This window comes from Microbacterium sp. NPDC055665 (assembly GCF_053618035.1).
In genome coordinates, this window is record NZ_JBSHGY010000001.1 from 1065058 (window position 1) to 1091730 (window position 26673).

Below are 26673 nucleotides of genomic sequence, written 5' to 3' on the forward strand. Positions count from 1 at the left end.
GACAAGCCCGCTCTTCAGGCGGCTCCGCACCCCTAGATTCATACGTGGGGGCCGACGCTGCGACTGGGGAATAGCGCAGAAGCTGGGGCCACGCGAATGGGGATTCGCAGGCATCGGGGCCGCGGTTGGGGAACCGCGGCTCCGCCCCGGTCAGCCCGATCTGTCGTCGGCAGAGGCGAGTCGGTAGCCGACTCCGCGCACGGTCTCGATGTAGCGCGGTCTCGACGAGCTGTCGCCGAGTTTGCGCCGCAGATTCGCGATGTGCGTCTCGATCGCGCGTTTGTCGGGTTCGCTCACGTAGTCGTTCGCGCCGTCGGGTGCGCCCCGCAGTCCGCGCGCGAGATCCGCCTTGCTGAGCACTCGGAGCCGGGCATCGAGGATCGCCGCGAGCAGGTCGAACTCGGTCGGCGTGAGGTCGATCCGCTTCTGCCCGACCAGCACGAGATGCGTGTCCAGGTCGAGGCTGAGGTCGCGGTGCACCAGACCTCGCCACGTCAGGACGGTGGCGCCTTCGGTCGACGGCTCGTGCTCGACGGTCGGGGTCGGGGCCGGCGAGGTGTCCGGGTGGATCTCGGCGATGTGGGGGCGCCGGAGGAGCGCCTGGATGCGCGCGCGCAGCTCCCGCGGCCGGAACGGCTTGACGAGGTATTCGTCGGCACCGGAGGTGAGCCCCAGGACCACGTCCGACTCGTCGGAGAGCGCAGACAGCATGATGATGAAGGTGTCGCTCACCCGGCGGATGCGTCGGGCGACCTCGAACCCGTCGATGCCGGGGAGATTGATGTCGAGCGTGGTGATCACGGGGCGGTGCTGCTCGATCGCTGCGATGCCCTCCGGGCCGGACCCGGCGAGGTGGGTCTCGAATCCGGCGGCGAGGAACACCTCGTCCAGGAGCGAGCGGACCCCGGGGTCGTCTTCGATGATGACCGCGACGAGCGGGGTTCGCTCAGCCGCCGTCACGTGATCTCCTCGCGCACGATGGTCACGATCCGCGGGGCGTCGGCGTCGAGCTCCGCGGGATCGAGCTCGGCGGGATCGAGGTCGGAGGTGCCGACCGGCCGCTCCAGCTCGATGTCCCACCATGAATCGGCGAGCTCTTCCGCCATGCCGCGTCCCCACTCGATCACGACCACCGAGTGCTCCAGGTCCAGGTCGAGGTCGTCGAGCTCGGCTGCCGACCCGAGGCGGTAGGCGTCGACGTGCACGAGCGGGGCCCGGCCGATGAGGGACGGATGGGTGCGTGCGATCACGAAGGTCGGGCTCTGCACGGGCCCGCGCACCCCGAGTCCCTCGGCGAGACCGCGGGTGAAGGTGGTCTTCCCGGCGCCGAGGGGGCCGGTGAGGATCAGGAGGTCACCCGCCTCCAGCTGCTCGCCGATGCGGAACCCCAGCTGTTCCATCGCCTCGGTCGTCGCGATCTCCCGTCGGCCGAGGAAGGCCGGGTCGACGCTCATGATGCCCGCCGGGGAACTCGGGGGCCGATGCGCGTGACGATCTCGTAGTTGATGGTGTCGGCCGCCGCAGCCCAATCGGCGGCGGAGGGCGCGCCGAGGGTGGGGTCGCCGAAGAGCACGACCTCGTCGCCGATCGAGACCGGGGTGTCGCCGACGTCGACGACGAACTGATCCATCGCGATCCGCCCGACGTTCACGAAACGGCGTCCGCCGATCGAGACGGGGAGCTTCCCCGATGCGCTCCGCGGCACGCCGTCGGCGTATCCGAGCGGAACGAGCACCAGTGTCGTGTCGCGGTCGGTGCGGTGGTCGTAGCCGTAGGAGACGCCCGTACCCGCCGGCACGCGGCGCACGGCGGCGATCGCTCCGCGGAGCGTCATGGCGGGTCGCAATCCGAGCTCGGCGGAGCTGCGGTCGTCGAACGGAGACAGGCCGTACAGGCCGACACCGATGCGCACGGCGTCGAGTCGCATCTCGGGCAGGTCGATGGCCGCGGCGGTGGCGGCGATGTGGCGGATCTCCGGATGGATGCCGAACGATGCCGCCGCGGCGACGCCCTCCTCGAACTTCGCGAGCGCCGCCCTGTCGTCGTCCGCGGAGGTGTTCGAGAGATGGCTGAACAGCCCGACGATGCGCAGCCGTCCGATGCGTTCCAAGCGTGCGGCCTCGGCGAGCACGCGCCCCCAGTCGGCCGGGGCGATGCCGTTGCGCGAGAGTCCGGTCTCGAACTTCAGGTGCACGCCCACGGGGCGGTCGACCGAGGCGGCCGCGGCTGCCGCTTCGAGCTGGTCGAAGGAGGAGATGCCGATCTCGATGTCCTGTGCGGCCGCGTGCTCGAACCTCTCCCCCGGTGCGTGCAGCCACGCCATGAGGGGCGCGTGCACGCCCTGCCTGCGCAGTTCGAGCGCTTCGGGGATCTCGGCGACGCCGAGGCGCGTGGCACCGGCGGAGAGTGCGGCGACCGCGGTGGCCGCAGCACCGTGCCCGTAGGCGTTGGCTTTGATGACGGCGATGACCTCGACGCCGGTGAGTCGGCGGAAGTGCCGCACGTTGTCGGCGATGGCATCGAGGTCGATGGTCGCCTCGCGGAAGGGGACGGTCACAGCGGGGCTCCTTCGGCGACGACGAACGCCGCGGCGAGACCGGCGTCGTGGGTGAGGGTCAGATGCAGCGTGCGGATGCCCCGCTCCTCGACGACAGCGGCGGTCGAACCGGTGAGGACGAAGTGCGGGCGGCCGGACGGCTCGGAGGCGATCTCGATCTCGGTCCAGTGCACGCCGTCGGAACCGCCGAGCGCCTTGATGAGCGCCTCTTTGGCGGCATATCTCGCCGCGAGCGAGGGAAGACGCAGCGTGCGCTCGGAGGGGGCGAAGAGCCGCTCCCGGAGGCGCGGCGTGCGGGCCATCGTCCGCTCGAATCGCGGGATGTCCACGAGGTCGATGCCGGTGCCGATGATCACTCGTTCAGCCTACCGATCCTGTATCCCGGCGGAATCGTGCGAATGGCCTCGTTTCCGTGGAAACGAGGCCATTCGCAGCGATGCGTCGAGGGGCTTACTCGACCGTGACCGACTTCGCGAGGTTGCGGGGCTGGTCGACGTCGAGTCCCTTGGCGGTGGCGAGCGCCATCGCGAAGATCTGCAGCGGGACGACGGCGAGCAGCGGCTCGAACATCGCGCCGGCCAGCGGGATGTGGATGACCTCGTCGGCGAACGGCAGCACGGCGGCGTCGCCCTCTTCGGCGATCACGATCACGCGGGCGCCGCGGGCGCGGATCTCCTGGATGTTCGAGACGACCTTGGAGTGCACGAGCGCGGAGTGACGCGGAGACGGCACCAGCACGAACACCGGCTGTCCCGGCTCGATGAGAGCGATCGGTCCGTGCTTGAGCTCGCCGGCGGCGAAGCCCTCGGCGTGGATGTACGAGATCTCCTTGAGCTTGAGCGCACCCTCGAGCGCGATCGGGTAGCCCACGTGGCGACCGAGGAACAGCACCGAACGGGTGTCGGCCATCCAGCCGGCCAGCTGGGTGACGTGCTCCTGCTCACTCTCGAGGACCTTCGCGATCTTCTCCGGGAGAGCTGCGAGCTCGGCCACGTCGGTCGATGCGTCGGCGATCGCCCCGCGCACACGGCCCATGTGCAGGCCGAGCAGCAGCAGCGCGGTGATCTGCGCCGAGAACGCCTTGGTCGAGGCGACGGCGACCTCGGGTCCGGCGTGGGTGTAGACGACGGCGTCCGACTCGCGCGGGATCGTGGCGCCCTGCGTGTTGCAGACCGACAGCGTGCGTGCGCCGCGCTCGCGGGCGTACTTCACGGCCATCAGCGTGTCCATGGTCTCGCCGGACTGGCTGATCGAGACGACGAGCGTGTCGGCTCCGATCACCGGGTCACGGTAGCGGAACTCGTGCGCGAGCTCGACGTCGACCGCGACGCGCGCCCACTGCTCGATCGCGTACTTGCCGACGAGCGCCGCATAGGACGCGGTGCCGCAGGCGGTGATGATGACGCGGTTGATGCCGATGAACAGCTCGTCGAGTCCGTCGAGCTCGGGGATGACGACCTGGCCGTCCTGGATGCGTCCGCGGATCGTGTTCGCGACGGCCTCGGGCTGCTCGGAGACCTCCTTGGCCATGAAGCTCGACCATCCGCCCTTCTCGGCGGCGGCGGCGTCCCACGACACGTCGAACGGCTCCGCCTCGACGGGCGTGCCGGCGAAGTCGGTGACCGTGACGGCCTCCGGCGTGATCGAGACGATCTGGTCCTGTCCGATCGACAGCGCCTTGCGGGTGTATTCGATGAACGCGGCGACATCGGAGCCGAGGAAGTTCTCGCCCTCGCCGAGCCCGATCACGAGCGGGGAGTTGCGGCGGGCGCCGACCACGAGGCCCGGGTGGTCCTGGTGCATCGCGAGGAGGGTGAAGGCGCCTTCGAGGCGGTTGACGACGCTGCGGAAAGCCAGCTGCAGGTCGCCGCCGTTGCCGGCGTACTCGCGCCCGAGCAGAGCGGCCGCGACCTCGGTGTCGGTCTCGCTGCGGAACACCACGCCGTCGGCGAGCAGCTCTTCGCGCAGGGCCGAGAAGTTCTCGATGATGCCGTTGTGGATGACCGCGAGCTTGTCGTCGTCGGCCAGGTGCGGGTGCGCGTTGACGTCGGTCGGGCCGCCGTGCGTCGCCCAGCGGGTGTGACCGATGCCGGTCGACCCGTCGGGCAGCGGCGCGTCGGCGAGCGAGTCGCGCAGCATGGCGAGCTTGCCCGCCTTCTTGCGCATGCCGAGCGAGCCGTCGCCGTCGATCACGGCGACACCCGCGGAGTCATAGCCGCGGTACTCGAGCCGGGCGAGACCGGCGAGAAGGATGTCCTGGCTGGGGCGCGGGCCCACGTATCCGACGATTCCACACATGGGATCAAGAGTAAGGCGGGTTTTTTGCGAGTCGTCCGTACATTCTCCCGCCCCCGACGGCGCTCAGAGTTTGCGCAGCAGAACGCTCTCCACGTCGTGATCCGCGCCCTTGCGCAGCACCAGTCGCGCACGGTGCCGCGTCGGCATCACGTTCTCGACGAGGTTGGGCATGTTGATCTCATTCCAATATCCGAGCGCCGTCGTGATCGCCTCCTCGTCCGTGAGGTGCGCGAACACGTTGAAGTAGGAGGAGGGATTCGCGAACGCGGCCTGACGCAGGGCGAGGAAGCGGTCGACGTACCACTTCTCGATGTGCGAGGTCTCGGCGTCGACGAAGATCGAGAAGTCGAACAGGTCGCTCACGGCGACGTCGTTCGGGGCCGGCGGCGGCTGGAGCACGTTGAGTCCCTCGACGATGACGACGTCGGGACGACGGACCACGACGTTGGCGTCCGGCACGATGTCGTAGCGCATGTGCGAATAGAACGGGGCGCGCACCTCGGTCGCACCGCTCTTCACGTTCGTCAGGAACTCGATCAGCGCGCGGCGGTCGTACGACTCCGGGAAGCCCTTGCGGTCCATGATCCCGCGACGCTCGAGCTCGGCGTTCGGATAGAGGAAGCCGTCGGTGGTCACCAGCTCGACGCGCGGCGTGCCGGGCCAACGGCTCATGAGCTCGCGCAGCAGGCGCGCGATGGTCGACTTGCCGACCGCGACCGATCCGGCGACGCCGACGACGAACGGGGTGGTGGTGTCGTCCTCCTGGAGGAACGACGAGGTCGCCGCCCCCAGACGCTTGGTCGCGGTCGCATAGAGGCTGAGTAGACGACTCAGCGGCAGGTACACCTCGCGCACCTCGGTGAGGGAGAGCCGGTCGCCGATGCCGCGCAGCTCCACGACCTCGGTCTCGGTGAGCGGTTGCTCCAGTCCGGCGGCGAGCCGGGCCCATTCCGCGCGGCCGATCTCCCGATAGGGCGACAGCGGCAGCGTGGGGTCGACGGTGGTCACGGAGTACATCGTATCCGCGTGCTCGCGCCCGGGATGCGCCGGACGCCCCTTCCCCCGCGGGAGGGAAGGGGCGTCCGGGCGCGACGTGCGTGCGTCAGGATGCCGACGCAGCCCGACGGCGAGACATCAGCAGTCCGCCGGCGCCGAGCAGCACCAGGGCGGTCACGCCGCCCGCGATCAGCAGCCCGGCATCGGCTCCCGTGTTCGCCAGACCCGATGCGGCCAGCGTCACGGAGGTGCGAGCCACCTCGACGCCGTCCACGAACACGACGACCGCGTGGCCACCGGCCGGGATGGATGCCGGGATCGTGGCGTTCAGCGCGAACGTGCCGTCGGCCGCGGCGGTCGTGCTGCCGAGCACGGTGGGCACGGAGTGCAGCTCGATGCGCACGGCGTCGGATTCGGGGTCGATACCTGCTCCCTCGACCCGGATCTCGCCACCGGGACGCAGGTCGCCGGTCACGGTGACCGAGGGCTCCCCCGCCTCGGGGAGCTCGCCCTCCTCGCCGCCGCCCGGCCCGCCTTCGCCGGGCTGGTCGCCGCCGACGACGACGGAAGCGGTGGCGGAAGCCGGCGAGCTGCCGACCGAGTTCAGCGCCGTCACGGATGCCGTGTGGGTGCCGACCGCGACCCCGGTGAAGGTGTGGCTGGTGACCCCGGCCGCGATGGCGACGGTGGTCGAGCCGAGCGTGACGGAGTACCCGGTGAGCGGCGATCCGCCGTCGGATGCCGGCGCGGCCCAGCTGACCGTGACCGCATCGCCCACGGCGGTCACCGTCGGAGCCGACGGCGCTGCGGGAGCGGTCGCCACGGGCTCGACGCCCAGGCCGAAGAACTCGTCGAGCTTCACGAGCGCCTCGTCGGCGAACGCGAGGCTCGTCGCGCGGCCGGCCGCGTACTGCTCATCCGTCTGGTTCGGCCGCTTCGCGGGGCCCTGCAGGTCGGAGATCCACCACCACTCGGTCATGTACTCGCGGAAGCCGGCCTGGCCGTTGTCCTGGATCCAGTTCTTCGTGACGGGGGCCGCCGTTGCGGAGCCGTCGTAGTCGAACAGGTACGGGACCTGCAGCTTGCGGGCGGCCACCTTCGCGGCGGAGGTGTCGCCGCCGGGGTGGTATTCGACGCGCTGACCGGCACTGCCGTCGAGCACGTACTGCGTCTTGAGGTTCGGGAGGTGCTTCTGCACCAGGTCGCCGTAGAGATGGGCGATCGACGAGTTGGTGTCGCGGATGTGCGCGTTCGCCCCGCTCCAGCCGTCCAGGCGCAGGTCGAACATGTACACGGTCTGCACGCCGGACTCCGCGGCCTTGTGGTTCACGTCGCGGATCACGGCGCGGGTGTTGTGGCACCAGGTGCCGCCGAACAGGATCGTGTGCTCCCCGTCCGACTCGAGCAGGTCGACGAGCTCGGGGTATGTGATCGACTGGAGCACGAAGTCTTCGGCGTCCGCGTCCGTGAAGATGGTCTCGCCGTAGGCGGCGAGGTTGCTGCTGTACGCCGCACGGTGGCGGGAGTTGACCGCGGTCGAGAAGAACTCGTACTGCGACTGCGTGTCCAGCTTCGCCTGACCGTTCACCGCGACCGCGTCGAACACCGACGCCACCTTCTGTCGGTATCCGTCCGTCGCCGCCGAGGTGGTGTCCTCGGTGCCGCCGAGCGAGGCCACGATGCGGTCCTCGACGCCCGCCACCTGCCGGTCGCCGTCGTAGACGAAGAGGTAGGGGTCGGTCCCCGCGCCGAACTCCGGAGTCGCGTCCTTGTTCAGGTAGCCGTCGACGAGGCGCGTGTAGAGCGCGCCGGCGGCCTCGCCGGCCACTCCCGTCACGAAGGTGCGGATGTCGACGGACTCGCCGTCCAGGAGCGGATCGAACGTGTAGATCGCATCCACGCCGTACTGCTGGGCGACCTGGTCGATCTGCGCCGCGGTGGCGAGTGTGGTCGCGTCGCTCGGACCGCCGAGCAGGAAGGCGTACGTGCCGTCGCTGTTCAGGAGGCTCTCGAACCGCTCGAACGTCACGGACTCGAACACCGAGCCGGCGCGGAGGCCGGGGATGGTGTCGGCGAAGTAGTCGAGCGCCGGGGCGGGGGCGGGGGCGGCTGCTGCCGGGAGGGCGGTGAGCCCCACGGCTCCGCCCGCGACGAGAGCCGCGATGACGGACCCGGCGGCGAGGCGTCTGCCTCGTGCTGCTGTGGACATGTTGAGGGTTTCCTGTTCTCGCTACGTGTGTGTGTTCGGGTCAGAGGATGGGGGTGCCGTCGTCGGATGCCGCGGCCGGGACGGACGCACCGATCGTCGCGCGACGACGCAGCCACCACCAGGTGAGCAGCCCGCCGGCGATGATGACGATGCCGCCGAGCGTCAGCGGCGCCGCCAGCGGGATCCCGGCTTGCACGGGCGCATCGGCGGCGGCGGGCTTCGCGGTCTCCGCCGTCTCCGGCTCCTCGGCGGCGATCTCGACGCCCTCGATCGACTCAGACGCGGGCGAATCGCCCACGGCGTTCGTCGCGATCAGCGTGAGGTCGTACGTGCCCTCGCCGAGCTCGATCTCGTACTCGGTGGCATCTGCCGGAAGGGCGATCGGCGTGCCCTCGTTCAGGATCAGCTTGTAGCCGGTGAGCGCGGAGCCGCCGTCGGCCGGAGCCGTCCAGGCGAGGGCGAGCGTCGCTCCGTCGACCTCGTGGGAGAGGCCGGTCGGCGCCGTCGGAACGGTAGCCGCGACCGCTGCCTTCTCCGTGCTCGTGTTCGTGGTCGTGGTGGAAGTGGAGTTCGACGTGCCGGCCGCGGGCTTGTCGTTGCCCGTCGCGGGCGGCTGCGCGGGCTTGGGTGCGGGAGCCGGGGCGGGTGCCGGCTTCGGCGCGGGAGCGGGGGCAGGAGCAGGCGCGGGCTTGGGCGCGCCTCCGCCACCGCCGGAGATCGCCGCCGGGGGCGCCTCCACCGTCGAGTCGTAGGGGTAGCCGCCGAGGCCCTCGCAGGCTCCCAGGTCGAAGTTGATCGAGCACAGGTCGCAGACGTCGCCCGCGGCGTGAGCGGCGGTCGGGATCGCGATCGGGGCGAGCAGGAACGCGGCGGAGACCGCGAGGGCGGACAGCAGCCGGGAACGGCGGACGGATTTCATCGGGAGACTCTCTCGTGGATCGGACGGGCGGCGGGCAGCTCGCACTGCCCGATGGGGAGGTCGGCGGGGATGCCGAGGTCGGAGACGACGGGTGTGGGACCGGTCTGGGCACGGCGGCGCTCGCGTCGGGAGACGGGCTCGGCCGGGCTCTCGACGGGCGGACGCTCGCCCCGGAAGACGGCGTCGTCGAGCTTTCCGAGGCGGCGGGCGACGATCGTCGCCACCGTCGCCGCAGCGGTGACGTTGGCCATGGTCGACGCGGTCCCGGCGACGGCGCTGATGGGGATGAGCACGACCAGCACCTCGACGGGCAATCCGGATGCGCTGAGCACCGCGGTGGCGGTGATGATCGCGGTCCCGGGAACACCGGCGGTGCCGAGCGAGACGAGCAGGCACAAGCCGGCGAGCGCCACGTAGTCCCATGCCGAGTACTGGATGCCGAGGACGTTGATCGAGAAGACGGCGACGATGATCGGCCAGATGCCGGCGCATCCCGGCATCCCGATGGTCGTGCCGATCGGGGCGGTGAACGCGGCCACGTCCTCGGGAACGCCGACCTTACGGGTGAGGGTGGGGATGGTCAGCGGAAGCGTCCCCACACTCGACTGGGTCGTGAACGCGGTGTACTGGGCGGGGGTCAGCAGCCGGAACCACCGGATCGGATTCACGTCGGCGAACACCCGGAGCAGGACGCCGTTCACGACGTAGGCGTCGATGAACGCGATCCCGAGCGCCAGCACGAGCACCAGGAGCAGCGCGAGCACGGTCTCGATGCGCGTGACGGCGGTCGCGGTCGTCGTGGCCACGAGGGCGAGCACCGCATACGGGGTGAGCTCGATGATGAAGCCCACCGCGGTCATGATGACCTTCTTGGTCCCGTCGATCACGCTCTTGAACGAGCGCAGGTTCGGGTCGTCCCCCCTATTGGCCACCAGGTAGGCGACGGCGAAGAGCAGGGCGAACAGGATGATGCCGGTGATGTTGTTGCTGACGAAGTCGCCGGCGATGTTCGAGGGGAACAGGCCGAGCAGCACCTCGTCGAGCGGCTTGATCAGCCCGGTCAGCGTGTCGCCGCTGCCCTCCTGCAGATCGAGCTGCACGCCTTGGCCGAGTCCGACGCTCAGCGCGATGGCGAGGGTGAGGACGATGGCGATCGCGTTGGTGAGGAGCAGCCAGAAGGCGCTCGACAACCCGATCGTGCGCAGCTTCACGGCCGAGCCCAGCGAGGTGACGCTGGAGAGGATCGAGATGAATATCAGCGGAGCCACGATCGCCGTGATCACCTGCACGTAGAGGTCGCCCAGCACGGCGACGTACTCGAGACCGTCGCGGAAGGCGATCCCGATCCCGATGCCGACACCCAGCGCGATCAGGACGAGCGAGGTGAATCCCGCACCGCGGCGACGCAGCAGGGCGATGCCGACGAACGCGACGACGGTGACGGCGAGCGCTGCGATGGGCAGGAGGACGGTGCTGTCGGGCATGGCGCGAGATTATCGATCTGCTGTGAGTCGCATTTCGGGCAGGTCGATCTGTTGCCATGTGTGACGAACCGTGTCGGCGCCCTGTTCCCGAGGGCAGCCATACGATACGAGCGCGATGACGGCTCCGGGCGCGAGTAGTCTCTTCCCGTGCGCCTGGGAGTCCTCGACATCGGATCCAACACCGTCCACATGCTGGCGGCCGACGTCCGCCCCGGTGGACGTCCGCTCGCGACGACGAGCGACAGGACGGTGCTGCGCCTCATGCGCTACCTCACGCCCGACGGCGCGATCTCGGAGGAGGGCGTGGTCGCGCTCGAAGCCGCGGTCGCGCAGGCCCGCCGCGTCGCCGAGACCGAACGGGTGGATGCGCTGCTCGCGACGGCCACGAGCGCGGTGCGCGACGCGCGCAACGGAGCCGAGGTGATCGCCCGCATCGAGGCGGCTCTCGGGCAGCCGCTCCAGGTGCTCGACGGCGAGACCGAGGCCGAGCTGACGTTCCTCGCCGTGCGCCGCTGGGTCGGCTGGTCGGCGGGACAGCTGCTGCTCCTCGACATCGGCGGAGGGTCGCTGGAGATCGCCGCGGGCGCGGAGGAGATGCCCGATGCCGCGGCATCCGTGCCCCTCGGTGCCGGACGCATGACCGTGCAATTCCTGCCGAACGACCCACCAGGCGAGGCTGATGTCGAGAAGCTGCGCATCCACGCGGCCGAGACGCTCGCCGCGGTCCTGCCGCAGTTCGCCGCGCTCCCCCGGCCAGACCACGTCGTCGGCTCGTCGAAGGCCATCCGCTCCCTGGCGCGGCTGGTCGGCTACCCGGCGCCCGGGTGGTCGGGGACCGAACGAATGCTCCTCCCCCGGGCATCGCTGGGCTCGTGGATCCCGCGGCTGGCGCGGCTGCCCGCGTCGGCTCGGCAGGAGCTTCCCGGCATCACCCCGGATCGCACGTTCCAGATCGTGGCGGCGGCGGTGTCGCTGCATGCCGCGATGACGGCGCTGAAGGTGGAGGAGCTCGAGGTGTCGCCGTGGGCGCTGCGCGAGGGTGTGCTGCTGCGCTACATCGAGCAGTTGAGCTGGAGCGACGACCGAAGCTGAGAGCCGCACCGGGGTGCCGCGGCTACCATGACGGCATGCCCTCCGCCACCGCTGCTCCCGTCCGCGCCGGGGCTGCGACGGCCCGGATCGCACTCGTCGGCTACCTGCTCTTCATCGGCTTCACGGTGTGGCTGCCGGCGAACGTCTCGGCGAAGGTCACCGGTCTGGTCGGGGTGATGGCCCGGTGGGTGTCGGAAGCCGGCATCGCTCCCTACTATCAGAGCGCCGTGGTGTTCGAGTTCCTCGCGAACGTCGCGCTCTTCGTCCCGGTGGGGTTCCTGCTCCCGTTCGCCTGGTCGCGCCTGCGACTGTGGCAGGTCGTGCTGATCGGCGCGCTGATGAGCGGTCTGATCGAGTCGGTCCAGGGGCTCATGCCCTCGCGATTCCCCACGATCTCCGATGTGATCGCGAACAGTCTCGGAACGCTCGTGGGCGGCGTGATCGCGGCCCTGCTCGTCCTGATCCTGCCGGCCCGGCCCGCGAGGAGCCCTAGGCTGGTGGCGTGAACCCCCCGCACGACGATGGACCCCCGGCAGGTATGAGCCGCCGGGAATGGCGCGAGCGACAGAACTCCGCCACCGCCACGGACGGGCCGTCCGCACCCGTCGTTCCCGCGTCGACCCCCGCAGAGGATTCCGCACCCCTCGCCGCGATCCTGGGCGCACCGGAGTCGGACGCTCCGACGTCGCAGCTCACCATCCTCACCGTGTGCACCGGCAACATCTGCCGGTCGCCGCTCGCCGAGGTCATGCTGCGGGCCGACCTCGAACCCCTCGGAGTGCGCGTGCACAGCGCGGGGACCCACGCCCTCGTGGGTCACGGCATGCCCGAGCAGGCTCTCGAGCTGGCCGCGCAGGCCGGCGTCGATCCCGCGACGGCATCCGCCCATCTGGCCCGATACCTGGTCGAGCCTCTCCTCCAGGACGCCGACCTCGTGCTCACCATGGCGCGCGAGCATCGGTCGCACGTGGTCAAGATGATGCCGAATCGGCTTCGTCGCACGTTCACGGTCCGCGAGTTCGCCCGCCTCGCGTCGACGTTGAGCACTGACGACGCCCGCGCTGCGGCCGATGCAGCCGGCTCGTCCCCTCACGATCGATTCGCCGCTGTGCTGCGCGCGGTCAACGATCAGCGCGGGGTCACGCCCTCCTCGGGCGAGGACGATGACGTGATCGACCCGTATCGTCGGTCCCGCGAGACCTACGCCCGTTCCGCGGCGGAGCTGACTCCCGCACTGGTCGAGGTCGAACGCATCGTGCGTGCTGCTCTGAAGTGAGCCGTGTGCGACTCCGGCGGAGAGGTGTTCGCCGTATGCTCATTCTCATGTCTGCATCCCGACCTCCCCGCGGGATGTGCGAGGGGATGAAGAGTTGGAACTGAGAGATTACGCGCGCATTCTGCGTGCGCATTGGATCGTCATCGTCGCCGCAACGCTCGTCGGCGCGGCGCTGGCGTTCGGCTGGAGCTCCCTGCAGCCGCGGGTGTACTCGGCCGATACGACCGGCATCGTGACGGCCGTGGGCGGCGACGGCACGAGCGGTTCTGCACTCGTCGGCAACCAGCTCGCCCAGAGCCGGGTCAAGTCGTACCTCAACCTCGGCTCCTGGCGGGCGGTCGCCGAACACGCGATCGACGAACTCGACCTCGATGCCTCGCCCGACGTGCTGGTGAACCGGGTCACGGTGACGAACCCGATCGACACCACTGCCTTGAAGGTCACGGCCACCGGGCCCACGCCGGAGTCGGCACAGGCGCTCGCGCAGGCCTGGCTCGACGGCATGGCGATCGAGATCGAGAAGCTCGAGGGCGGCACGGCCGAGACGCCCGCGGCCATCTCCCTCATCGTGGGCGACTCCGCGCGGCTCCCCAGCAGCCCGTCGTCTCCGAACACCCGGCTGAACGTGATCATCGGCGCTCTCGCCGGGCTCGCCCTCGGCCTCGTCTACGCGTTCGTGCGGCACACCGTCGACCGTCGCGTGCGTCATCCTCGCGACATCGAGCGCGAGACGGGCGTCTCGGTCATCGGCACCCTGCCGCTCGAGAAGTCGATCGCCGACGAGCGACAGGTGATCGACTTCTCGCTCGAATCGCAGCACGGGGTGTCGCACCACCTCATCGAGTCGATGCGCGAGCTGCGCACGAACCTGCAGTTCATCGACGTCGACAACCCGCCGCGCGTGATCGTGGTCACCAGTTCCGTGCCCGGAGACGGCAAGTCGACCGTCTCGGTCAACCTCGCCTCCAGTCTCGCCGCCGCCGGACAGTGGGCCATCCTCATCGACTGCGACCTTCGTCGTCCGGTGATCGCCGACATCTTCGGGATGTCCCACGATGTCGGTCTCACCGACGTGCTCGCGGGTCGTGCCGAACTGCAGGACGTGGCGCATCGGCCATCCCGCGACATCCCGCTGGCCGTGGTCGGCGCGGGGCGCATCCCGCCGAACCCCAGCGAGCTGCTCGGGTCGCAGCGCATGCGCGATTTCCTGGCGGAGATCAGCAAGTCGGCGATCGTCATCCTGGACTCGCCGCCGGTGCTGCCGGTGACCGACGCCGCGGTGCTGGCCGCCGGCGCGGACGGCGTGCTGATCGTCGTCTCCTCGGGGAAGACCACCTTCGACATGCTGCAGCGTGCGATCGACAACATCACCCGCACGACGGGCCGGGTGCTCGGCGTGGTGCTGAACCGCGTGCCCCGGAAGGGTGCGGAGTCGGCGTACTACGGACGCGAGTACTACGGAGCCTACGAGCGCTACGCGAAGGACGACGACGCGAGCACGCAGTCCGAGGCCGAACCCGGCGTGCGCCGGCGCGGCACCGCTCAGGTCTGAGGCCCACTCAGGTCTGAGGCCCGCTCAGATCTGAGGCGGCAGCAGGAGTCCATCGTCGAGGAGTACCTGCACGGCCGTCTGCACGATCGACGCGGGGTCTCCGTCCGCGGGCTCTCCGTGCGCGGCGACCACCGCGTCGACGATCTGGGCGAGCGTGCTTCCGCCGGCGGTCGCGGTCCAGATCGTCGGACCGATGCCGTCGAGGACCTGCACCTGTCCCCCGGTCGGTGTCCGACGCAGCACGACGACGCGCTGATCGAGCACCAGCTCGTCGACCGTCTCCGCGCGGCGGTAGGCATCGGGCGCTGACGTATCGGCCGCTGACGTATCGGCCGCGGGCACGACTCCGGTCGCGATCGGTGGCACTAGAGCAGGCTCCACGTCGAGCAGATCGTCGATGATCCCGTCGATGCCCGAAACCTCCCGGTAGCGCAGGCGCACGGCGCCGCCGGTGGCCGCGAGCAGCGCAGCGATCCGCTGCAGGGGTGCGGGGCCGTCGGAGAGATAGCTGGTCTGCGGGCCCAACATCGCCAGGGCGTCGGCGATGTCCAGCGGTTCGACCTCAGGCTCTTCCGGGCCCTCCGGTGACCGATCGATCACGACGATCTTCGCGACGCGGAGCTCGTCGGGGAGCGGGTGCGATCCGCCGATGCTCGAAAGCGCGAGCTGAGCCTTGGGAACGGCGGCCTGTTCGATGATCGACAGCGGCTTGCGGTACGGCACGACGCGTCCGCTGTCGTCGATGCCGATGGTCTCGTCGCTCACGTAGGCGTAGCGCTGGGAGAGGTGCCGGGCCGCCGTCGTCTTGCCGGTGCCGGATGCGGCGCTGAGCACCACCACACGACCGTCGTCGGTGGCGAGTCCGGCGGCGTGCAGCATCCAGACCGGGTCGTGTCGGCGGTGCGCGAGGGCTTTCATCGTGACGTCGGTCGAGAGCGCGGACAACGCTGCGGCATCCTCCGTGTCGGCGGGGACGACGGCGACCGCATCGGCGACGCGATCACCGTTGTGGAGTGCATCGACCCACGCCGCGAGGGCGCGAACTCGGAAGTCTTCATCGCGCTGAGAGGCGTCGATCTCGATGACGGCCCCGACCGCGTTGACGAGGAAGCGATCGGACATGGCAGCAAGCCTATCCACGTTCCTCGGCTTGGCGAGCCGCGGAACGTAAAGCACACTGCGCGCAGGAACAACGCACATTGCGCGCTTTTCGTCCATTCGCCGGACATTCTCGGGAAGGCGTTCTACGGTGGCTCGCAGTGAGGCTCCTGGGGGATGCAGATGAGTTTCGTGTCGTCTCACCGCACGAAGTCGAGATCTGTGTTGACAGGAGGTCCAGGATGCTTGAATCTATATTCAATTCACCGCTGTATCGAGGCATCAGGACGGACAACCGGGGACGCGGCGCGTCGATCGGAACGGCATGATCGCACCAACCACAGAGGCGCCGCTGCTGCATTCCAGCACCCTGAGGGGGAACGTCTCGTGAGTCACACATACGCTCAGGTCATCGACGACAAAGAGCTCGCGAAGCATGGCATCCGACGCATCGGAGACCGGCCGGGGCTGCGTTCCCGAGAGCGAGCGTCGGGCGGCGTGCGCCTGCTCACCACGAGCGGAGGGACCTCCGAGCTCCACGTCGACACGACGAGCAGCTACCCCGACCACTCGGTCTTCGCGTTCGTCGAGGCACAGGCCCTCTGGTCGCGTGTCGATGGTGAGCCGTGGGTCGAGACCGAGGGAGGCCTCGTCGTCGCCGCACACGGCATCACACGCCGGTTGCGGTGGTCAGGGCAATGGCGCTTCGTCGCCGCCCTCGTGCCCCGCTCTGCCATCGCCTCGTTCGTGCCGTCGCTGCCTCCCGACGCGAGCGTGTTCCCCGACCGCCGGCTTCTGGACACCTCGATGCAGCAGTTCGTCGGGTGCCTGCTCGACACCGATGACAAGGCTTCGGCGATCGAGCAGTACGCGATCGAGCAGCTGGTGATGGAGATGTGCGGCGCGGTGCTGCTCGACCGCATCGGCGGGGTCAGCGCCCAGGGCTCACCGCATGCCGTGCTGCGCGAGCGCGCCATCGCCGTGATCTCGCAGCAGTGCGGCGATCCCTCCCTGAATCCGTCGCGCGTCGCGCACGAGGTGCAGTCGTCGCTGCGGCAGTTGCAGCTCGTCTTCTCCGAATCCGGCAACAGCGTCGCGGCGGAGATCCGTCGGCAACGCGCTCGGCTGGCGCACTCGCTGCTCGTCGACAGTCGGTACGACGTGCTGAGCATCGATCAGATCGCGCAGCGTGCCGGATTCCACTCTCCGATGAGCATGCGCAGAGCACTCGACGAGGCCTACCAGGCCACCCCGCGCACGCTCCGCTCCTCGCGCCGGGCCTAGCTGCGCGCACGCGGAACGCACAGTGCGCGCAGGTTGAGCGCACCCCGCGCGTAGTTCACCGAAACCCCCTTCCTCCCCCTTTTCCGCTCCCTACTTTGATGAGCACGAAGAGGCTCCTGGGGGATGCAGACAACGTGTCGCCTCTTCACGACACCGCGGGAAACCGCATCTGCATCGAACAGGGAGGGCACTCACGTGACCGAAGAAATCCAGAAGAACAAGGGCGTCTCGCGCCGCACGCTCGTCAAGGGCGCTGCATGGTCGGTCCCCGTCATCGCGGCAGCCGTCGCCACCCCGCTCGCGGCCGCATCGGTCTTGAGCGACGATCTCGTTCCGGCTCTCAGCGGCCCGATCACCCTCAACCTCGGTCTGCCGCCCCTGACGCTGGCGACGATCAACACGGTGAACACGCTCACGATCTCGAACAACGGCACCGCTGCCTCGCCTGCCGGCGCCACTGCCGTCGTGCAGTACAACCCGGGCCTGCTGACGCTGAACATCGCCACGGTGGCCGGTGTGTCGGTCGGCGGAGCCGACGGTAACTACACGCTGACACTGCCGTCGATCCCCGCCGGCGGCAACATCGTGATCGGTCTGGGCACGACGCTCGACTCGCTGCTCAACGTCGGGCTGCTCACCACGCTCCTCGGCGGGCCGCAGCAGGTCATGTCCGCGACCGTCTCCGGCGACTCCGTCACCGGCAACAACGCGACCTCGCAGAACGTCGGCATCACGCTCCTCTGAGCGGATCCGAGAAAAGAGAGCGTCGGCCCCAGGGCCGGCGCTCTCTTTCGTCTGTGCTGCCGGGTTACCGTGCGCGGAGCAGAGGCTTGCGTCGACCGGTCAACCAGCCCATCACCCATTCGACGGGGCCGGTGCCGACGAACCGCCACCAGAGCCAGCCGACCAGGACCATGCCGGGAACGATCACGAGCCAGCCCGGCCAGAAGTTCTCGGTGGGTCTGCCGTACGCGTTGTTCCACAGGGCGATGAGCCCGACATGCAGCAGGTAGAGGCTCAGCGCGACTTGGCCGCAGGCGACCAGGGGTACGAAGATCGGGCTCCAGAACCGCTTCGCGCCGTCGCGTCGAGCGGTCGCGGCGAAGACCACGATCACGTACACCGCGAACACGAGGCCGAAGTCCTTCAGCGTGTCGAGGTAGTCGCCGGACTGCACCGCACCGAGCCGCTGACCGACGGCCCACGCCAGGTATCCGAGGGGAGCAGCGATCGCCAGCGCCGTGAGCAGCCGGTCTCGCCGCAGACCGTGTCGGATCAGCAGCGCGCCGATGAGGAACATCGGCAGGAGGTTGAGCACGCGGTAGTGCGACCCGAGAAGCAGCCACTGCATGATGTCGCGGACGGGCGCGGGCGCCATGTACACCCAGGTCCAGGTCCGGGCGAGCCCCACCAGAGGCTGACTGATGAGCAGCAGGACCGCCGTCACCGCGATCACGACGGGGGTTCGCGCCAGGAGGATCGGCGCACCCAGGATGATGGTCACGCCGAGATAGGCCAGGATCACATCGACCCACGAGCCCCAGGCCGCCATCCAGACGCCCAGGGCGATCAGGAACATCCCACGGATCACCTGCTGCAGAAGCGTCACACCGACGCGTCCGCCACGGCGCCAGACGAGCTCGGCCGACATGCCCATGACCAGGGCGAAGAGCGGCGATGCCAGGTCGCTGAACATCGCCGTCACGAACTTCGCGGTCCACGGCAGTTCGGGAACGAACGGGTTCGCGTGCGCGATCACCATCGCCACGATCGCCACGCCACGGAGAACATCGGGGATGAGCAGACGCTGCGCCTGCGACGCCGATGCGGACTCGATCAGGCGGCGACTGCCATCACCGGAATACTGGGCCATTCACTGACAGTATTGTGTCGACACCGCAGCGCGCGAGCCGGAGAGCAGATGATGACGACAGATGCACCGAGACCGCGTCGGCGACTCCTCGGGAACATCTGGGTCAACATCGCGCTCGCCCTCGCCCTGACCGGCATCATCGTCGCGTTCATCGGTCAGCCCTCGTCCGGATCCATGTCGCCGACGCTCGAGCCGGGCGACCGCCTCATCGTGAACCGCCTCGCGTACGTCGCCGCAGACCCCGCACCGGGAGACATCGTCGTGTTCCGGCCCGATGAGGCCTGGGGCGAGAAGCCCGCGGGCGGCGAGAACTGGTTCTCGCAGGCGCTCCACTGGGTCGGCGAGACCACAGGCATCCGGCCCTACGTGCTCGTGAAGCGGGTCATCGCCGGCCCCGGACAGACCGTGGAGTGCTGCGACGCCCAGGGCAGGGTGCTCGTCGACGGAGAGCCGCTCGATGAGCCCTACGTCGTCAAGGACCTCCCCTTCGTCGCCGGGTCGCTCGACTGCGACAGTGAGCCGATGTCGACCCGCTGCTTCGGCCCGGTGACCGTTCCGGAAGAGTCGTACCTCGTGCTCGGCGACAACCGGGCGAACTCGGCCGACTCCGCGTACCTCTGCCGCGGTGCGGATGCGCCGGACGACAGCTGCTGGCGCTGGATGACGCGCGACGACGTGTTCGGTCAGGCCGGGCCGATTCTGTGGCCGATCGGGCGGTGGGGTGGGCCGTAGGCGGCGTCAGGGACGCCGCGCAAGCTCTATCGCCGCAGCGACAACTCGCTTCACTCTCGCCACTGATCGGCTGACCCACGAAATGCTCGGATCTTCTCCCGCAGAGCGAAGCACCTCGGAGCTCGGCCAGACCAATCGGCTGAGCACTGCGGGACGCTGCCAGAGTGGCACCGTGCGCAACGCGCGAAGATGGCGGTGCGGAGCCGATCCTGTCAATCGCCACGCCCAGTCAGCAGGCGGCCGCGCATCGGGATAAGCCAGGTCGAGGTCGGGGAATGCCCTCTGCAGCGGGGTTTCAAGCGCATACACCGCGTTCAGGCGCTCCGCCACCTCGACCGTTTCGCGACCCGCAGCTGCCAGAACCGACGCGGCCTCCTGGAAGTGCGGCTCACCGGCAGGAGCACCGATGAACGGGCGAACGCTGTGCAGTGCGGCGATGATTCCGTGAACTGCTCGTCGCGGGGTCGCACACACCGTCCCCGCGAAGACTCGCGGCTCCGACTCGGCCAGCACCGCGTCGAAGGCCTCACTCCGGTCGATGTCGATGCCCGGGTAGCGCGTATGCACATCGATGGCGCACCCCCACTCGCCGGCCGCGAGGGTCAAGGAGTGAGTGACGCCGGTGCCGGTGAAGGGCGAGAGCAGCGGAGTCCATCCCCATTCCCGCATGGCCTGGGCCAGACGCAGGTCGTCGCCTGGACGCACCCAGCAGTCAACGTCTCCCGAGTGCTCGCGCCGGCGCAGCCCTTGCGCGTGGAGCGTCGGTCCCTTGATGAAGAAGACATCGATGGCGTGCTGCGCCGCCACTCGGGCGATCAGTGCGTAGACGAGTTCATGGAGGGGCGAGGTGAGCCAAGGACGCTCGAGGTTCTCGATACGAGCGGGATGGTGCGGCTCGCGCGTCGCCACTCCCATCTCCTCGAGCGCCGCGAGAATGTCCTCGGCCTCCGGGTCACCGTCGAGTCGACTCGCGTCGTCGGAGGCAAGTGTGCGCCACACCTCGGCACCAGCACCCATGAGGAACACGGGAGAGGCGGGATGGACCGGTACGACGACGAGCTCGAAGCCCTTTTCCTCGAGTTCGGTTCCTCGAAGATCCAAGGCTCCGAACGCGACAGCTGTCCAACTCGGCATTCGCCAATTCTGTCAGGTCGATCGACGCGTTCCGGGGAACACGCGTTCTCTACTTGCAGTTCGGCTCGTCGATCGTCACCGGTGTCTCGCGCACCATTGGCGTGTGGTGGACCGTGGTCGGCGCGAAGTCTGCCGCGGTACTCCCTTCAGCACCCGACATGGTGACCTGCAGCGTCGCCGTCGTCGTCGGAGGGAGGACGACGTTCACCCGCACGGCGTCCCGTCCGAGATGGGTGGTGTGCGCCACGGCGTCGTATGCCTTGCCGTTCAGAGTCCATCCCTGGATCGTGGCACCGACCGGCGTGTAGACGATGAAGTCGGTCCCGATGTCGCCCGGAGTGAAGTACGGACCCGTGATGTAGCGAGGAAGCTCTTGAGCCGCGTCGCGTGTGATGTGGTTCTCGAGTGTGACCGTTGTGGTCCAGGTCGGGGTGGCCGCGGTGCACTGGTCCGCAATCACTGCCACCGCGGCATCGACGTAGTAGTCCATCTTCGAGCCCGTGGTGTCGTTGAAGAACACGCCGACAGCGCTCTCTGTGTCGTTCGTCGTCGGCAGTCGTCCGGAGAGCGGGGACTCGCCGAGCAGCGCGGCCTCATCCTCGTCGGCGCTCCACAGCTTGAGGCGGCCCTCGTCCGTGGCCTTGGTCAGCGCAGCCACCATCGGAAGGGGCTCGATGCTGCCGCCGGTGAGGGCACCGAAGACCGAGACCGAGACGGCGGAGAAGAATCGGTTGGAGTCTGCCCCGTCCGGATACTTGAAGTACGCCTCGTTGAGGAGCAGCGGAGCCGCGTTCTCGCTCGTGAGGACGTCGCCCGTCGGCAGCGTGATCGGACCGGTCGCATTCAGCATGTACGAGAGACCGATCGGGTCGATCGAGATCACGCCGTCGATCTGCTCGTCGTGCAGCGTCGACCACCACCCCTTCGCGAGTGCGGCGCTCGTGGGGAAGTCCGGAGTCGCGGTCAGGTTGGCGATCCAGCGGGCGATGATGTCGGAGTACAGCGCCTCCGTCTCGGCGTCGATGGGAACGACGGGCTCGGGGATGTCGAAGTCGAACTCCGTCGCGGCGGCCTCATTGATGATCGACAAGGCACCGTTGTCGACACGCAGGAGAACGAAAGACCCGGGACCGCCTCCACTCGCTCTGACTTCGGCATTGCCCTGGAACATGACGAGATAGTTACGCGGCCCGGAGGCGCCGAGCGCGTCCGGGAGCAGCGCGACGACATCGCTGGCCGGCTCTGCGACCGTCCGGATGTCGGTGAGCGCCGTGTCGACCTGCTGCACACCGGAGCGCACCTCGTCCAGCAGCGCGTCCTGATCGAGGGTTGCCAGACGCTTGTCCGCCGCATCGGTTCCCGCAACGATCTGATCGAGCAGCCCCGAGAGCGACTGCAGCGCCGTGACATCCATCTTCCCGCCCGAAGGGGCGAGCGCAGCGACGCTGACACCGCTCGCCGGAAGGAGCACGTCGTCGGCGAGAGAGACGGCGACGTCGGCGACGGTGCCCACGGCACGGAGGTTCTCGAACGGCGGGAGGGGGACGGACTCGAAGAAGTCCCACACTTTCCCGGATGCAGCTGCCTGCGCTCCGGCAGCCTCCGTCCGGAACGCCGCGGCTGCCGCGGCGGCCGCTTCGGAGTCCGAGGCGAGCATCGCCGTCTTCACCTCGGCGACGTGGGGCATGGCTGCGAGCAGGTGCGACCGCGCCTGCGTCGCCTGCGAGTAGATCCGGCTCCCTGCCCACACCGCAGCCACGGCCAGGGCGACGAGGAGCACGCACACGATCGTCACCCAGAGCCAGACGCGGCGTCGGCGCCGAGGGCGCGGCGATTCGGAGTCGGCGGCAGCGGTCGTCGGGGCGTCGGGGGAAGACGCGCGCAGAGCACGCTGCTCCCGCCGCGTCGCAGGCGGAAGGCTGGGGTCAGTCACTCTGCGATTCAATCATGTCTGCCTGCGAGGCTCCGCCGGCCTCGCCCTGTGCCCACATCACTGCGAGTCACCTCCGCAGCCGCAGTGCCAGCGCTCTGACGGCAGGGAGCTGTATCGCCAGCTGCTTCAAGGAGGGGCGGGAAAGGGCGACGTATGGTGTGAGTGCGAAGCCCCAGGACGACTTCGCGCGGGCGACGGCCGCGATGTTCGCACCACCGAAATCGAATCGGGCGGCACCGGCCTCGTCGAGATCCCGCATGACCCCCGCATACATTAGCTGCACCGCGCCGTCGTTCAGCGCATCCGGGTCCGTTCCCTGGACCCAGTCCAGCGCGACGCCGCCCGGCGTGACCAGGCGCGCACCGGCGCTCACAACCGCCCCGCTCGAATCCCGCACAGAGTGGCTTCTGAAGATGTCCGGACCGACGAGCTCTGCCAGCCGCTCCACGTCGCCCGAGCTCAATCCGTACGAGAACTTCTGGCGGGCACCCGTGCTGTCGAGCATGCGCTGCAGATCTTCGGCTTTGGCGCTCGACTCGAAGGAGTAGCCGGAGCGGGTCGCCTTCGCGATGCGCTTTCGCACGGCGGCCTCCGCGCTCGACGCCTCATGCGGGAGCGGTCCGGTATAGGTGTAACGAACGGCGGTCGACAGACCCCGCCAGGCGAAAGGCCGCGCGTCGAGAAGCCCAGGAGGGAGGTTGGCTGCCCCGAGGAGCTGTCCGTCGGCGAGATCGGAGGCCAGCTGGGCAGCGGCACTGAGCCACTGCCGCTCGCGCTGCGGACCGCCGTCCGGAGATGACGACTCGAAGGAGAGTGCCAGATAGGGATCGAGGCGGGGCTGACGAACCCGACCGCGCGCGTCCGTGTACAGCACCGCCCGCAGGCGCGCGGGCGATCGCCCGTCCGAGAGGTACTCGACGCGGCGCGCGGTCAGTCCCCACCGGCGTTCGTTCCACTCAACCAGGCCGGGGGTGAGGAGCACCTCGGCTCCCCCAGAAGACTCATGGTGGGGGATCATGTCGTTTGCCTCCACGGCTAAAGAGTTTTCGTCGAGCGGGGTCGGTGTTCGGACGGACTGTCGCCGTTCTCGTCGAGAGCGCGGAATGCACCGTTGACGACTCCTTCGACGTCGTCCCGGAGGCCTTCGAGACTGAACGCTCGGGCGAACCCTCCACCCTCATAGCCACCCTCGGCCTGCACGCGATGACTCGGAATGTAGCCGAGAACCTCGTCTGTGCATCCCACGCAGAGGACGAAGCGCGTAGGTGTGGCCTCCCGAGCGCGCAGCGCGTAGTCGACGACGAGCTCGCCGCTGGCGGTGTGAATCGTGATCAGGTCGCCGATGGTCAGCCGCCCGAAGCTCATGGCGCCCAGATCCCGGCCACGGGCGATGCGGTCCGCCGGGACGAGCAGCCGTCGGCCTGTGAGATCGGAAGGCCCGACCGGCACGGCGCCGTCGAGCGCGCGCAGGAGAGCCGCCGACAGCCCGCGGCACCATTCGCTGTACGCCGCCCAAGTCATGTCCTCGAATAGTCGCCCCGAGATGATCCGCCGCATTCGGCGACGAAGACTGTGGACCTTCGTGCTGGCATTCGGACGGACGTCACCGGAGAAGCCCTGGAAGAACAGGACGGGCAGCGTTGGCGCACCTAACGTGTCGCGGATACTCTCGCGAATGACGCCCGGATAGTGGCTGCTCACGGCGTTGCGCACCGGCCCGCCGACGGGATGGCAACTGTAGTTCCAGACAAGGGCGAGGGGTCTTCCCGCGGCGTCCCGAATGATGAGTGCGGTCAGCCGCTCGTCCGTCGGCCCTTCGGGGTTTGGCGCGTTCACGACGTCGTTGAGTCGCGGACGCCGCGCGACGACGACCCTCTTCCGCAGACGCCGGTTGATACTGTGCGCGGCCGACGTGTCACCGACGGAGATGGACACCGACTGCCGAGGCGACGCGAGCACGTTCCGCACCGCTTCGGTAACCTCGCCAGTCAACCACTGCATGTACTCCTCGTCCGGCGCGCCCAGCACTGGCTTGGAGCTGTCCGTCATCGGCGCCCGGTGCGTATGGCTCGCGGCCACCACGATGCGATCAGCGGGGACCTCCGGGGCTGCGCTCTCGACCGCGGATCGCACTCGTTGCCCGGGGTAGAGCAGGTCGAGTGTGACGAACAGCAGAGGCAGCGGGTCGTCTGCCGCCCAGACCGCCAGCACGTTCATCTCGATGTCCGTGTCGATCCCCTGCCATTCGGCCGATTGAGCGTCGGATGCGCCGAGGTCCACTCGCTTTTTCGGCGCGATGCTGCGCGTCATTGAGACTGCGTGGAAGTCTCCCGAGGTCGTTGTGGCCATCGTGCCGAGCTTACTGGAGGTCCGGCAGCCACTCCATCGCGTGCGATGCGCAACAATGAAGCTGTGACAGTCCGACGTATCCGATTGAGCTCAGCTTCTCGAGGCGTCGTGGCGATCACATCGGGCACGCTGCTCGGGCAGCTCATCGTGGCGCTGACCACCCCCGTGCTCTCTAGGATTTACCCGCCCGAGGCGTTCGGTGCCTTCTCGACGATCCTCGCCATTGCCAGTGCAATCGGACCGGCGGCGGCGCTGAAGTTTGACTCCGCGATTCTTCTGCCCCAGGAGGATAAGGACGCGCGCGGCGTCCTCGGCTTGTCGCTCACCTCGACCCTGTTCGTCTCTGCATTGGCGGGTCTTGCGGCACTGGTCTTTGGGCCGATCATGTTTGCCGACGCGTGGGCCATGGTTCCGCTCGCGCCCCTGTGGATCTTCGGACTGGTTCTGACGACGGGGCTGTTCACCAGCCTTGTGCAAGCTGCGCTTCGCGCCAAGAGCTATGGACTGGTGGGGTGGCGATCCACCATCCAGTCAGTCGGGATCACGGTCGGCCAGCTCGGATTCGGCTTTCTCAGCCCGAGCGCGACAGGTTTGCTGGGTGGCGCTCTTCTCGGTCGACTGCTCGGCTTCGGAGCCCTCTATCGTGGCCTGAAACCTCTGCTCACCGAGCGCGGTGGCGCGACTCAGCAGGTTCTGTTCCGGAGGTACTGGCGGAGCCCGGCGATCCTCGCCCCCTCGGCGCTTCTGAACGCGCTCGGGAGCCAGCTCCCGCTGGTCATCGTCGCCGCGTGGTTCGGAACGGCTGAAGCCGGCCAGCTCGGCATGGCCCAGAGGCTCGTGTTCCTCCCGGCGGCGCTGCTCGGAGCGGCGCTCGCCCAGGTGTTCGGCGCGGAGATCGCGGACCGTCTACGGAATCGGACCGGCAGTTCACGCGGTCTATATCTAAAGGCAACGCTCAGGATAAGTGCGGTGGCCGTGCCCATGTGCATCGCGATCCTTGTCGCGTCACCATGGCTCCTTCCTTGGCTGCTTGGAGACGATTGGCAGCAGAGCGGACAGCTCGCACAGGCGATGGCCATTTCTGCAAGCGTCGGACTTGTCGTGTCGCCGCTCAGCGCTGTGTATGCAGTTCATCAATCCGTCGCGTCCCTCGTCATTGACGGTTCGCGAATCGCGTTCATCGGCATCGCAGCCGCAATCGTCTTCGCGACCGGGGCTGACGTCGTCGGGGCCGTGTGGGCCCTGTACGCAGCGCAAGTGCTCAATTACATCGCCACGTGGGCCTACGGGCTCCGAATCGTGTCTCGAGAGGGAACACCATGAGCCGTCTGTTGAAGATCTATCGCAACCGCAACTACGTCTGGCCGACCGATGCAAAGCTCCCCGCGCGTACGGTGGAGCTCCGTCCGATCGACCACGAGAACGTCAGCGAGGCGGAGGGGCTGAGGAGCGTCTCGGTAGCGAACACCTTTCGCCGCTTCATCGACGCCGGTCGTTTCGGCGTCTTCGCCGTCGTCAACGGCGAAGTTGTCGGCCATGCCTGGGTCACGAGCCCCGTGGACAGGCCGCAGGTCGTTAACACCTATGCGAAGCTCGCGGCAGGCGAAAGCCTGATCCACTACTGCTATGTCGCACCCGGGCAGCGCGGTCAGGGCCTGTATGCCCAGATGCTGCACGAGACCGCCGCCTGGGCTCGAGGACGGGGCGCCACGCTTATCACCGTCGACACCTCATCCGACAACGTTGCCTCGAAGAAGGGCATCCGACGAGCGGGGTTCACGGAAGTCGCGCCGACCACGAGCATCGTCGTCGGGCGAAGTCTCGTGTACACCAAGCGTCATGATCGGTCTCCGCTCCCCAGCTGAGTCGGTCACGCGGATCACTCGA

General features: G+C 68.7%; 24 protein-coding genes. 9 read left to right on the forward strand and 15 right to left on the reverse strand.

The window, feature by feature from the left end; translation table 11 throughout:
• Positions 1 to 150 precede the first annotated feature (150 nt).
• The 9 genes from ACWGO6_RS05085 to ACWGO6_RS05125 form a co-directional block, all read right to left on the reverse strand.
• Positions 151 to 960 (reverse strand): response regulator transcription factor, encoded by an 810-nt coding sequence (locus tag ACWGO6_RS05085; RefSeq protein ID WP_452326018.1) that lies wholly within the window; start codon positions 958 to 960, stop codon positions 151 to 153.
• Positions 957 to 1454, reverse strand: coding sequence for a tRNA (adenosine(37)-N6)-threonylcarbamoyltransferase complex ATPase subunit type 1 TsaE (gene tsaE / locus ACWGO6_RS05090; RefSeq protein ID WP_452326019.1), 498 nt, complete (start codon positions 1452 to 1454; stop codon positions 957 to 959). The genes ACWGO6_RS05085 and tsaE overlap by 4 nt, the downstream gene beginning before the upstream one ends.
• A complete protein-coding gene (gene alr, locus ACWGO6_RS05095; protein ID WP_452326020.1) occupies positions 1451 to 2557 on the reverse strand; it encodes an alanine racemase in 1107 nt (368 codons plus the stop codon). The genes tsaE and alr overlap by 4 nt, the downstream gene beginning before the upstream one ends.
• Positions 2554 to 2913, reverse strand: a complete 360-nt coding sequence (locus ACWGO6_RS05100; RefSeq protein WP_091035074.1) for a holo-ACP synthase — start codon at positions 2911 to 2913, stop codon at positions 2554 to 2556. Before ACWGO6_RS05100 ends, alr begins: the two co-directional genes overlap by 4 nt.
• A gap of 94 nt (positions 2914 to 3007) precedes the next feature.
• Positions 3008 to 4855: a glutamine--fructose-6-phosphate transaminase (isomerizing) gene (glmS, locus tag ACWGO6_RS05105; protein WP_136042820.1), complete on the reverse strand. Its 1848-nt coding sequence runs from the start codon at positions 4853 to 4855 to the stop codon at positions 3008 to 3010.
• Between the two features lie 63 nt (positions 4856 to 4918).
• The gene (gene coaA / locus ACWGO6_RS05110; RefSeq protein ID WP_136042821.1) at positions 4919 to 5872 is read right to left on the reverse strand and encodes a type I pantothenate kinase; all 954 of its coding nucleotides are present in this window, start codon (positions 5870 to 5872) and stop codon (positions 4919 to 4921) included.
• 85 nt (positions 5873 to 5957) lie between these two features.
• The gene (locus tag ACWGO6_RS05115; protein WP_452326021.1) at positions 5958 to 8060 is read right to left on the reverse strand and encodes a fibronectin type III domain-containing protein; all 2103 of its coding nucleotides are present in this window, start codon (positions 8058 to 8060) and stop codon (positions 5958 to 5960) included.
• 40 nt (positions 8061 to 8100) lie between these two features.
• Entirely contained in the window at positions 8101 to 8979 is an 879-nt protein-coding gene (locus ACWGO6_RS05120; protein ID WP_452326022.1) for a fibronectin type III domain-containing protein, read from the reverse strand.
• Positions 8976 to 10463, reverse strand: a complete 1488-nt coding sequence (locus ACWGO6_RS05125; protein ID WP_136042824.1) for a dicarboxylate/amino acid:cation symporter — start codon at positions 10461 to 10463, stop codon at positions 8976 to 8978. Before ACWGO6_RS05125 ends, ACWGO6_RS05120 begins: the two co-directional genes overlap by 4 nt.
• A 147-nt stretch (positions 10464 to 10610) precedes the next feature.
• Between ACWGO6_RS05125 and ACWGO6_RS05130 the strand changes: the two genes are divergently transcribed.
• The 4 genes from ACWGO6_RS05130 (at position 10611) to ACWGO6_RS05145 (ending at position 14383) form a co-directional block, all read left to right on the forward strand.
• Positions 10611 to 11555 (forward strand): Ppx/GppA phosphatase family protein, encoded by a 945-nt coding sequence (locus ACWGO6_RS05130; protein ID WP_452326023.1) that lies wholly within the window; start codon positions 10611 to 10613, stop codon positions 11553 to 11555.
• A 35-nt stretch (positions 11556 to 11590) separates the two neighbouring features.
• The gene (locus ACWGO6_RS05135; protein WP_136042826.1) at positions 11591 to 12061 is read left to right on the forward strand and encodes a VanZ family protein; all 471 of its coding nucleotides are present in this window, start codon (positions 11591 to 11593) and stop codon (positions 12059 to 12061) included.
• Complete coding sequence (locus tag ACWGO6_RS05140) at positions 12058 to 12831, forward strand: arsenate reductase/protein-tyrosine-phosphatase family protein (RefSeq protein WP_452326024.1); 774 nt, start codon at positions 12058 to 12060, stop codon at positions 12829 to 12831. The genes ACWGO6_RS05135 and ACWGO6_RS05140 overlap by 4 nt, the downstream gene beginning before the upstream one ends.
• Before the next feature lie 94 nt (positions 12832 to 12925).
• The gene (locus ACWGO6_RS05145) at positions 12926 to 14383 is read left to right on the forward strand and encodes a polysaccharide biosynthesis tyrosine autokinase (RefSeq protein ID WP_452326025.1); all 1458 of its coding nucleotides are present in this window, start codon (positions 12926 to 12928) and stop codon (positions 14381 to 14383) included.
• 24 nt (positions 14384 to 14407) lie between these two features.
• On the opposite strand, the gene ACWGO6_RS05150 is transcribed toward ACWGO6_RS05145, so the two are convergent.
• Complete coding sequence (locus tag ACWGO6_RS05150) at positions 14408 to 15505, reverse strand: hypothetical protein (RefSeq protein WP_452326026.1); 1098 nt, start codon at positions 15503 to 15505, stop codon at positions 14408 to 14410.
• 363 nt (positions 15506 to 15868) lie between these two features.
• On the opposite strand from ACWGO6_RS05150, the gene ACWGO6_RS05155 reads away from it, so the two are divergent.
• Complete coding sequence (locus tag ACWGO6_RS05155; protein WP_452326027.1) at positions 15869 to 16765, forward strand: helix-turn-helix domain-containing protein; 897 nt, start codon at positions 15869 to 15871, stop codon at positions 16763 to 16765.
• Positions 16766 to 16960: 195 nt separating this feature from the next.
• Positions 16961 to 17509 carry a hypothetical protein gene (locus ACWGO6_RS05160; protein WP_452326028.1) on the forward strand — a complete coding sequence of 183 codons (549 nt, stop codon included), beginning with the start codon at positions 16961 to 16963 and terminating at the stop codon, positions 17507 to 17509.
• A gap of 64 nt (positions 17510 to 17573) precedes the next feature.
• Here the strand turns inward: ACWGO6_RS05160 and ACWGO6_RS05165 are convergent, their stop codons facing one another.
• Positions 17574 to 18638 (reverse strand): acyltransferase family protein, encoded by a 1065-nt coding sequence (locus ACWGO6_RS05165; RefSeq protein ID WP_452326029.1) that lies wholly within the window; start codon positions 18636 to 18638, stop codon positions 17574 to 17576.
• Positions 18639 to 18686: 48 nt separating this feature from the next.
• On the opposite strand from ACWGO6_RS05165, the gene lepB reads away from it, so the two are divergent.
• A complete protein-coding gene (gene lepB / locus ACWGO6_RS05170; RefSeq protein WP_452326030.1) occupies positions 18687 to 19370 on the forward strand; it encodes a signal peptidase I in 684 nt (227 codons plus the stop codon).
• A gap of 6 nt (positions 19371 to 19376) precedes the next feature.
• Here lepB and ACWGO6_RS05175 read toward each other — a convergent pair whose 3' ends face one another.
• The 4 genes from ACWGO6_RS05175 to ACWGO6_RS05190 form a co-directional block, all read right to left on the reverse strand.
• Complete coding sequence (locus tag ACWGO6_RS05175) at positions 19377 to 20504, reverse strand: hypothetical protein (protein WP_452326031.1); 1128 nt, start codon at positions 20502 to 20504, stop codon at positions 19377 to 19379.
• A gap of 49 nt (positions 20505 to 20553) precedes the next feature.
• Positions 20554 to 22437, reverse strand: coding sequence for a DUF4012 domain-containing protein (locus tag ACWGO6_RS05180; protein ID WP_452326032.1), 1884 nt, complete (start codon positions 22435 to 22437; stop codon positions 20554 to 20556).
• A gap of 67 nt (positions 22438 to 22504) precedes the next feature.
• Complete coding sequence (locus tag ACWGO6_RS05185) at positions 22505 to 23455, reverse strand: GNAT family N-acetyltransferase (protein ID WP_452326033.1); 951 nt, start codon at positions 23453 to 23455, stop codon at positions 22505 to 22507.
• A gap of 17 nt (positions 23456 to 23472) precedes the next feature.
• On the reverse strand, positions 23473 to 24786 hold the full coding sequence (locus tag ACWGO6_RS05190) for a hypothetical protein (RefSeq protein WP_452326034.1): 1314 nt from the start codon (positions 24784 to 24786) through the stop codon (positions 23473 to 23475).
• A 108-nt stretch (positions 24787 to 24894) separates the two neighbouring features.
• On the opposite strand from ACWGO6_RS05190, the gene ACWGO6_RS05195 reads away from it, so the two are divergent.
• Together ACWGO6_RS05195 and ACWGO6_RS05200 are read left to right on the forward strand one after the other, a co-directional pair.
• Complete coding sequence (locus tag ACWGO6_RS05195) at positions 24895 to 26109, forward strand: lipopolysaccharide biosynthesis protein (protein ID WP_452326035.1); 1215 nt, start codon at positions 24895 to 24897, stop codon at positions 26107 to 26109.
• Positions 26106 to 26651, forward strand: coding sequence for a GNAT family N-acetyltransferase (locus tag ACWGO6_RS05200; protein WP_452326036.1), 546 nt, complete (start codon positions 26106 to 26108; stop codon positions 26649 to 26651). The genes ACWGO6_RS05195 and ACWGO6_RS05200 overlap by 4 nt, the downstream gene beginning before the upstream one ends.
• Positions 26652 to 26673: the final 22 nt, after the last annotated feature.

Excerpts from the sequence above, each read along its gene's own strand:
- tsaE (WP_452326019.1), bottom strand. The coding sequence starts at position 1,454 with ATGAGCGTCGACCCGGCCTTCCTCGGCCGACGGGAGATCGCGACGACC.
- glmS (WP_136042820.1), bottom strand. The coding sequence starts at position 4,855 with ATGTGTGGAATCGTCGGATACGTGGGCCCGCGCCCCAGCCAGGACATC.
- coaA (WP_136042821.1), bottom strand. The coding sequence starts at position 5,872 with ATGTACTCCGTGACCACCGTCGACCCCACGCTGCCGCTGTCGCCCTAT.
- ACWGO6_RS05115 (WP_452326021.1), bottom strand. The coding sequence starts at position 8,060 with ATGTCCACAGCAGCACGAGGCAGACGCCTCGCCGCCGGGTCCGTCATC.
- ACWGO6_RS05120 (WP_452326022.1), bottom strand. The coding sequence starts at position 8,979 with ATGAAATCCGTCCGCCGTTCCCGGCTGCTGTCCGCCCTCGCGGTCTCC.
- ACWGO6_RS05125 (WP_136042824.1), bottom strand. The coding sequence starts at position 10,463 with ATGCCCGACAGCACCGTCCTCCTGCCCATCGCAGCGCTCGCCGTCACC.
- ACWGO6_RS05135 (WP_136042826.1), top strand. The coding sequence starts at position 11,591 with ATGCCCTCCGCCACCGCTGCTCCCGTCCGCGCCGGGGCTGCGACGGCC.
- ACWGO6_RS05150 (WP_452326026.1), bottom strand. The coding sequence starts at position 15,505 with ATGTCCGATCGCTTCCTCGTCAACGCGGTCGGGGCCGTCATCGAGATC.
- ACWGO6_RS05165 (WP_452326029.1), bottom strand. The coding sequence starts at position 18,638 with ATGGCCCAGTATTCCGGTGATGGCAGTCGCCGCCTGATCGAGTCCGCA.
- lepB (WP_452326030.1), top strand. The coding sequence starts at position 18,687 with ATGATGACGACAGATGCACCGAGACCGCGTCGGCGACTCCTCGGGAAC.
- ACWGO6_RS05175 (WP_452326031.1), bottom strand. The coding sequence starts at position 20,504 with ATGCCGAGTTGGACAGCTGTCGCGTTCGGAGCCTTGGATCTTCGAGGA.
- ACWGO6_RS05185 (WP_452326033.1), bottom strand. The coding sequence starts at position 23,455 with ATGATCCCCCACCATGAGTCTTCTGGGGGAGCCGAGGTGCTCCTCACC.
- ACWGO6_RS05190 (WP_452326034.1), bottom strand. The coding sequence starts at position 24,786 with ATGGCCACAACGACCTCGGGAGACTTCCACGCAGTCTCAATGACGCGC.
- ACWGO6_RS05200 (WP_452326036.1), top strand. The coding sequence starts at position 26,106 with ATGAGCCGTCTGTTGAAGATCTATCGCAACCGCAACTACGTCTGGCCG.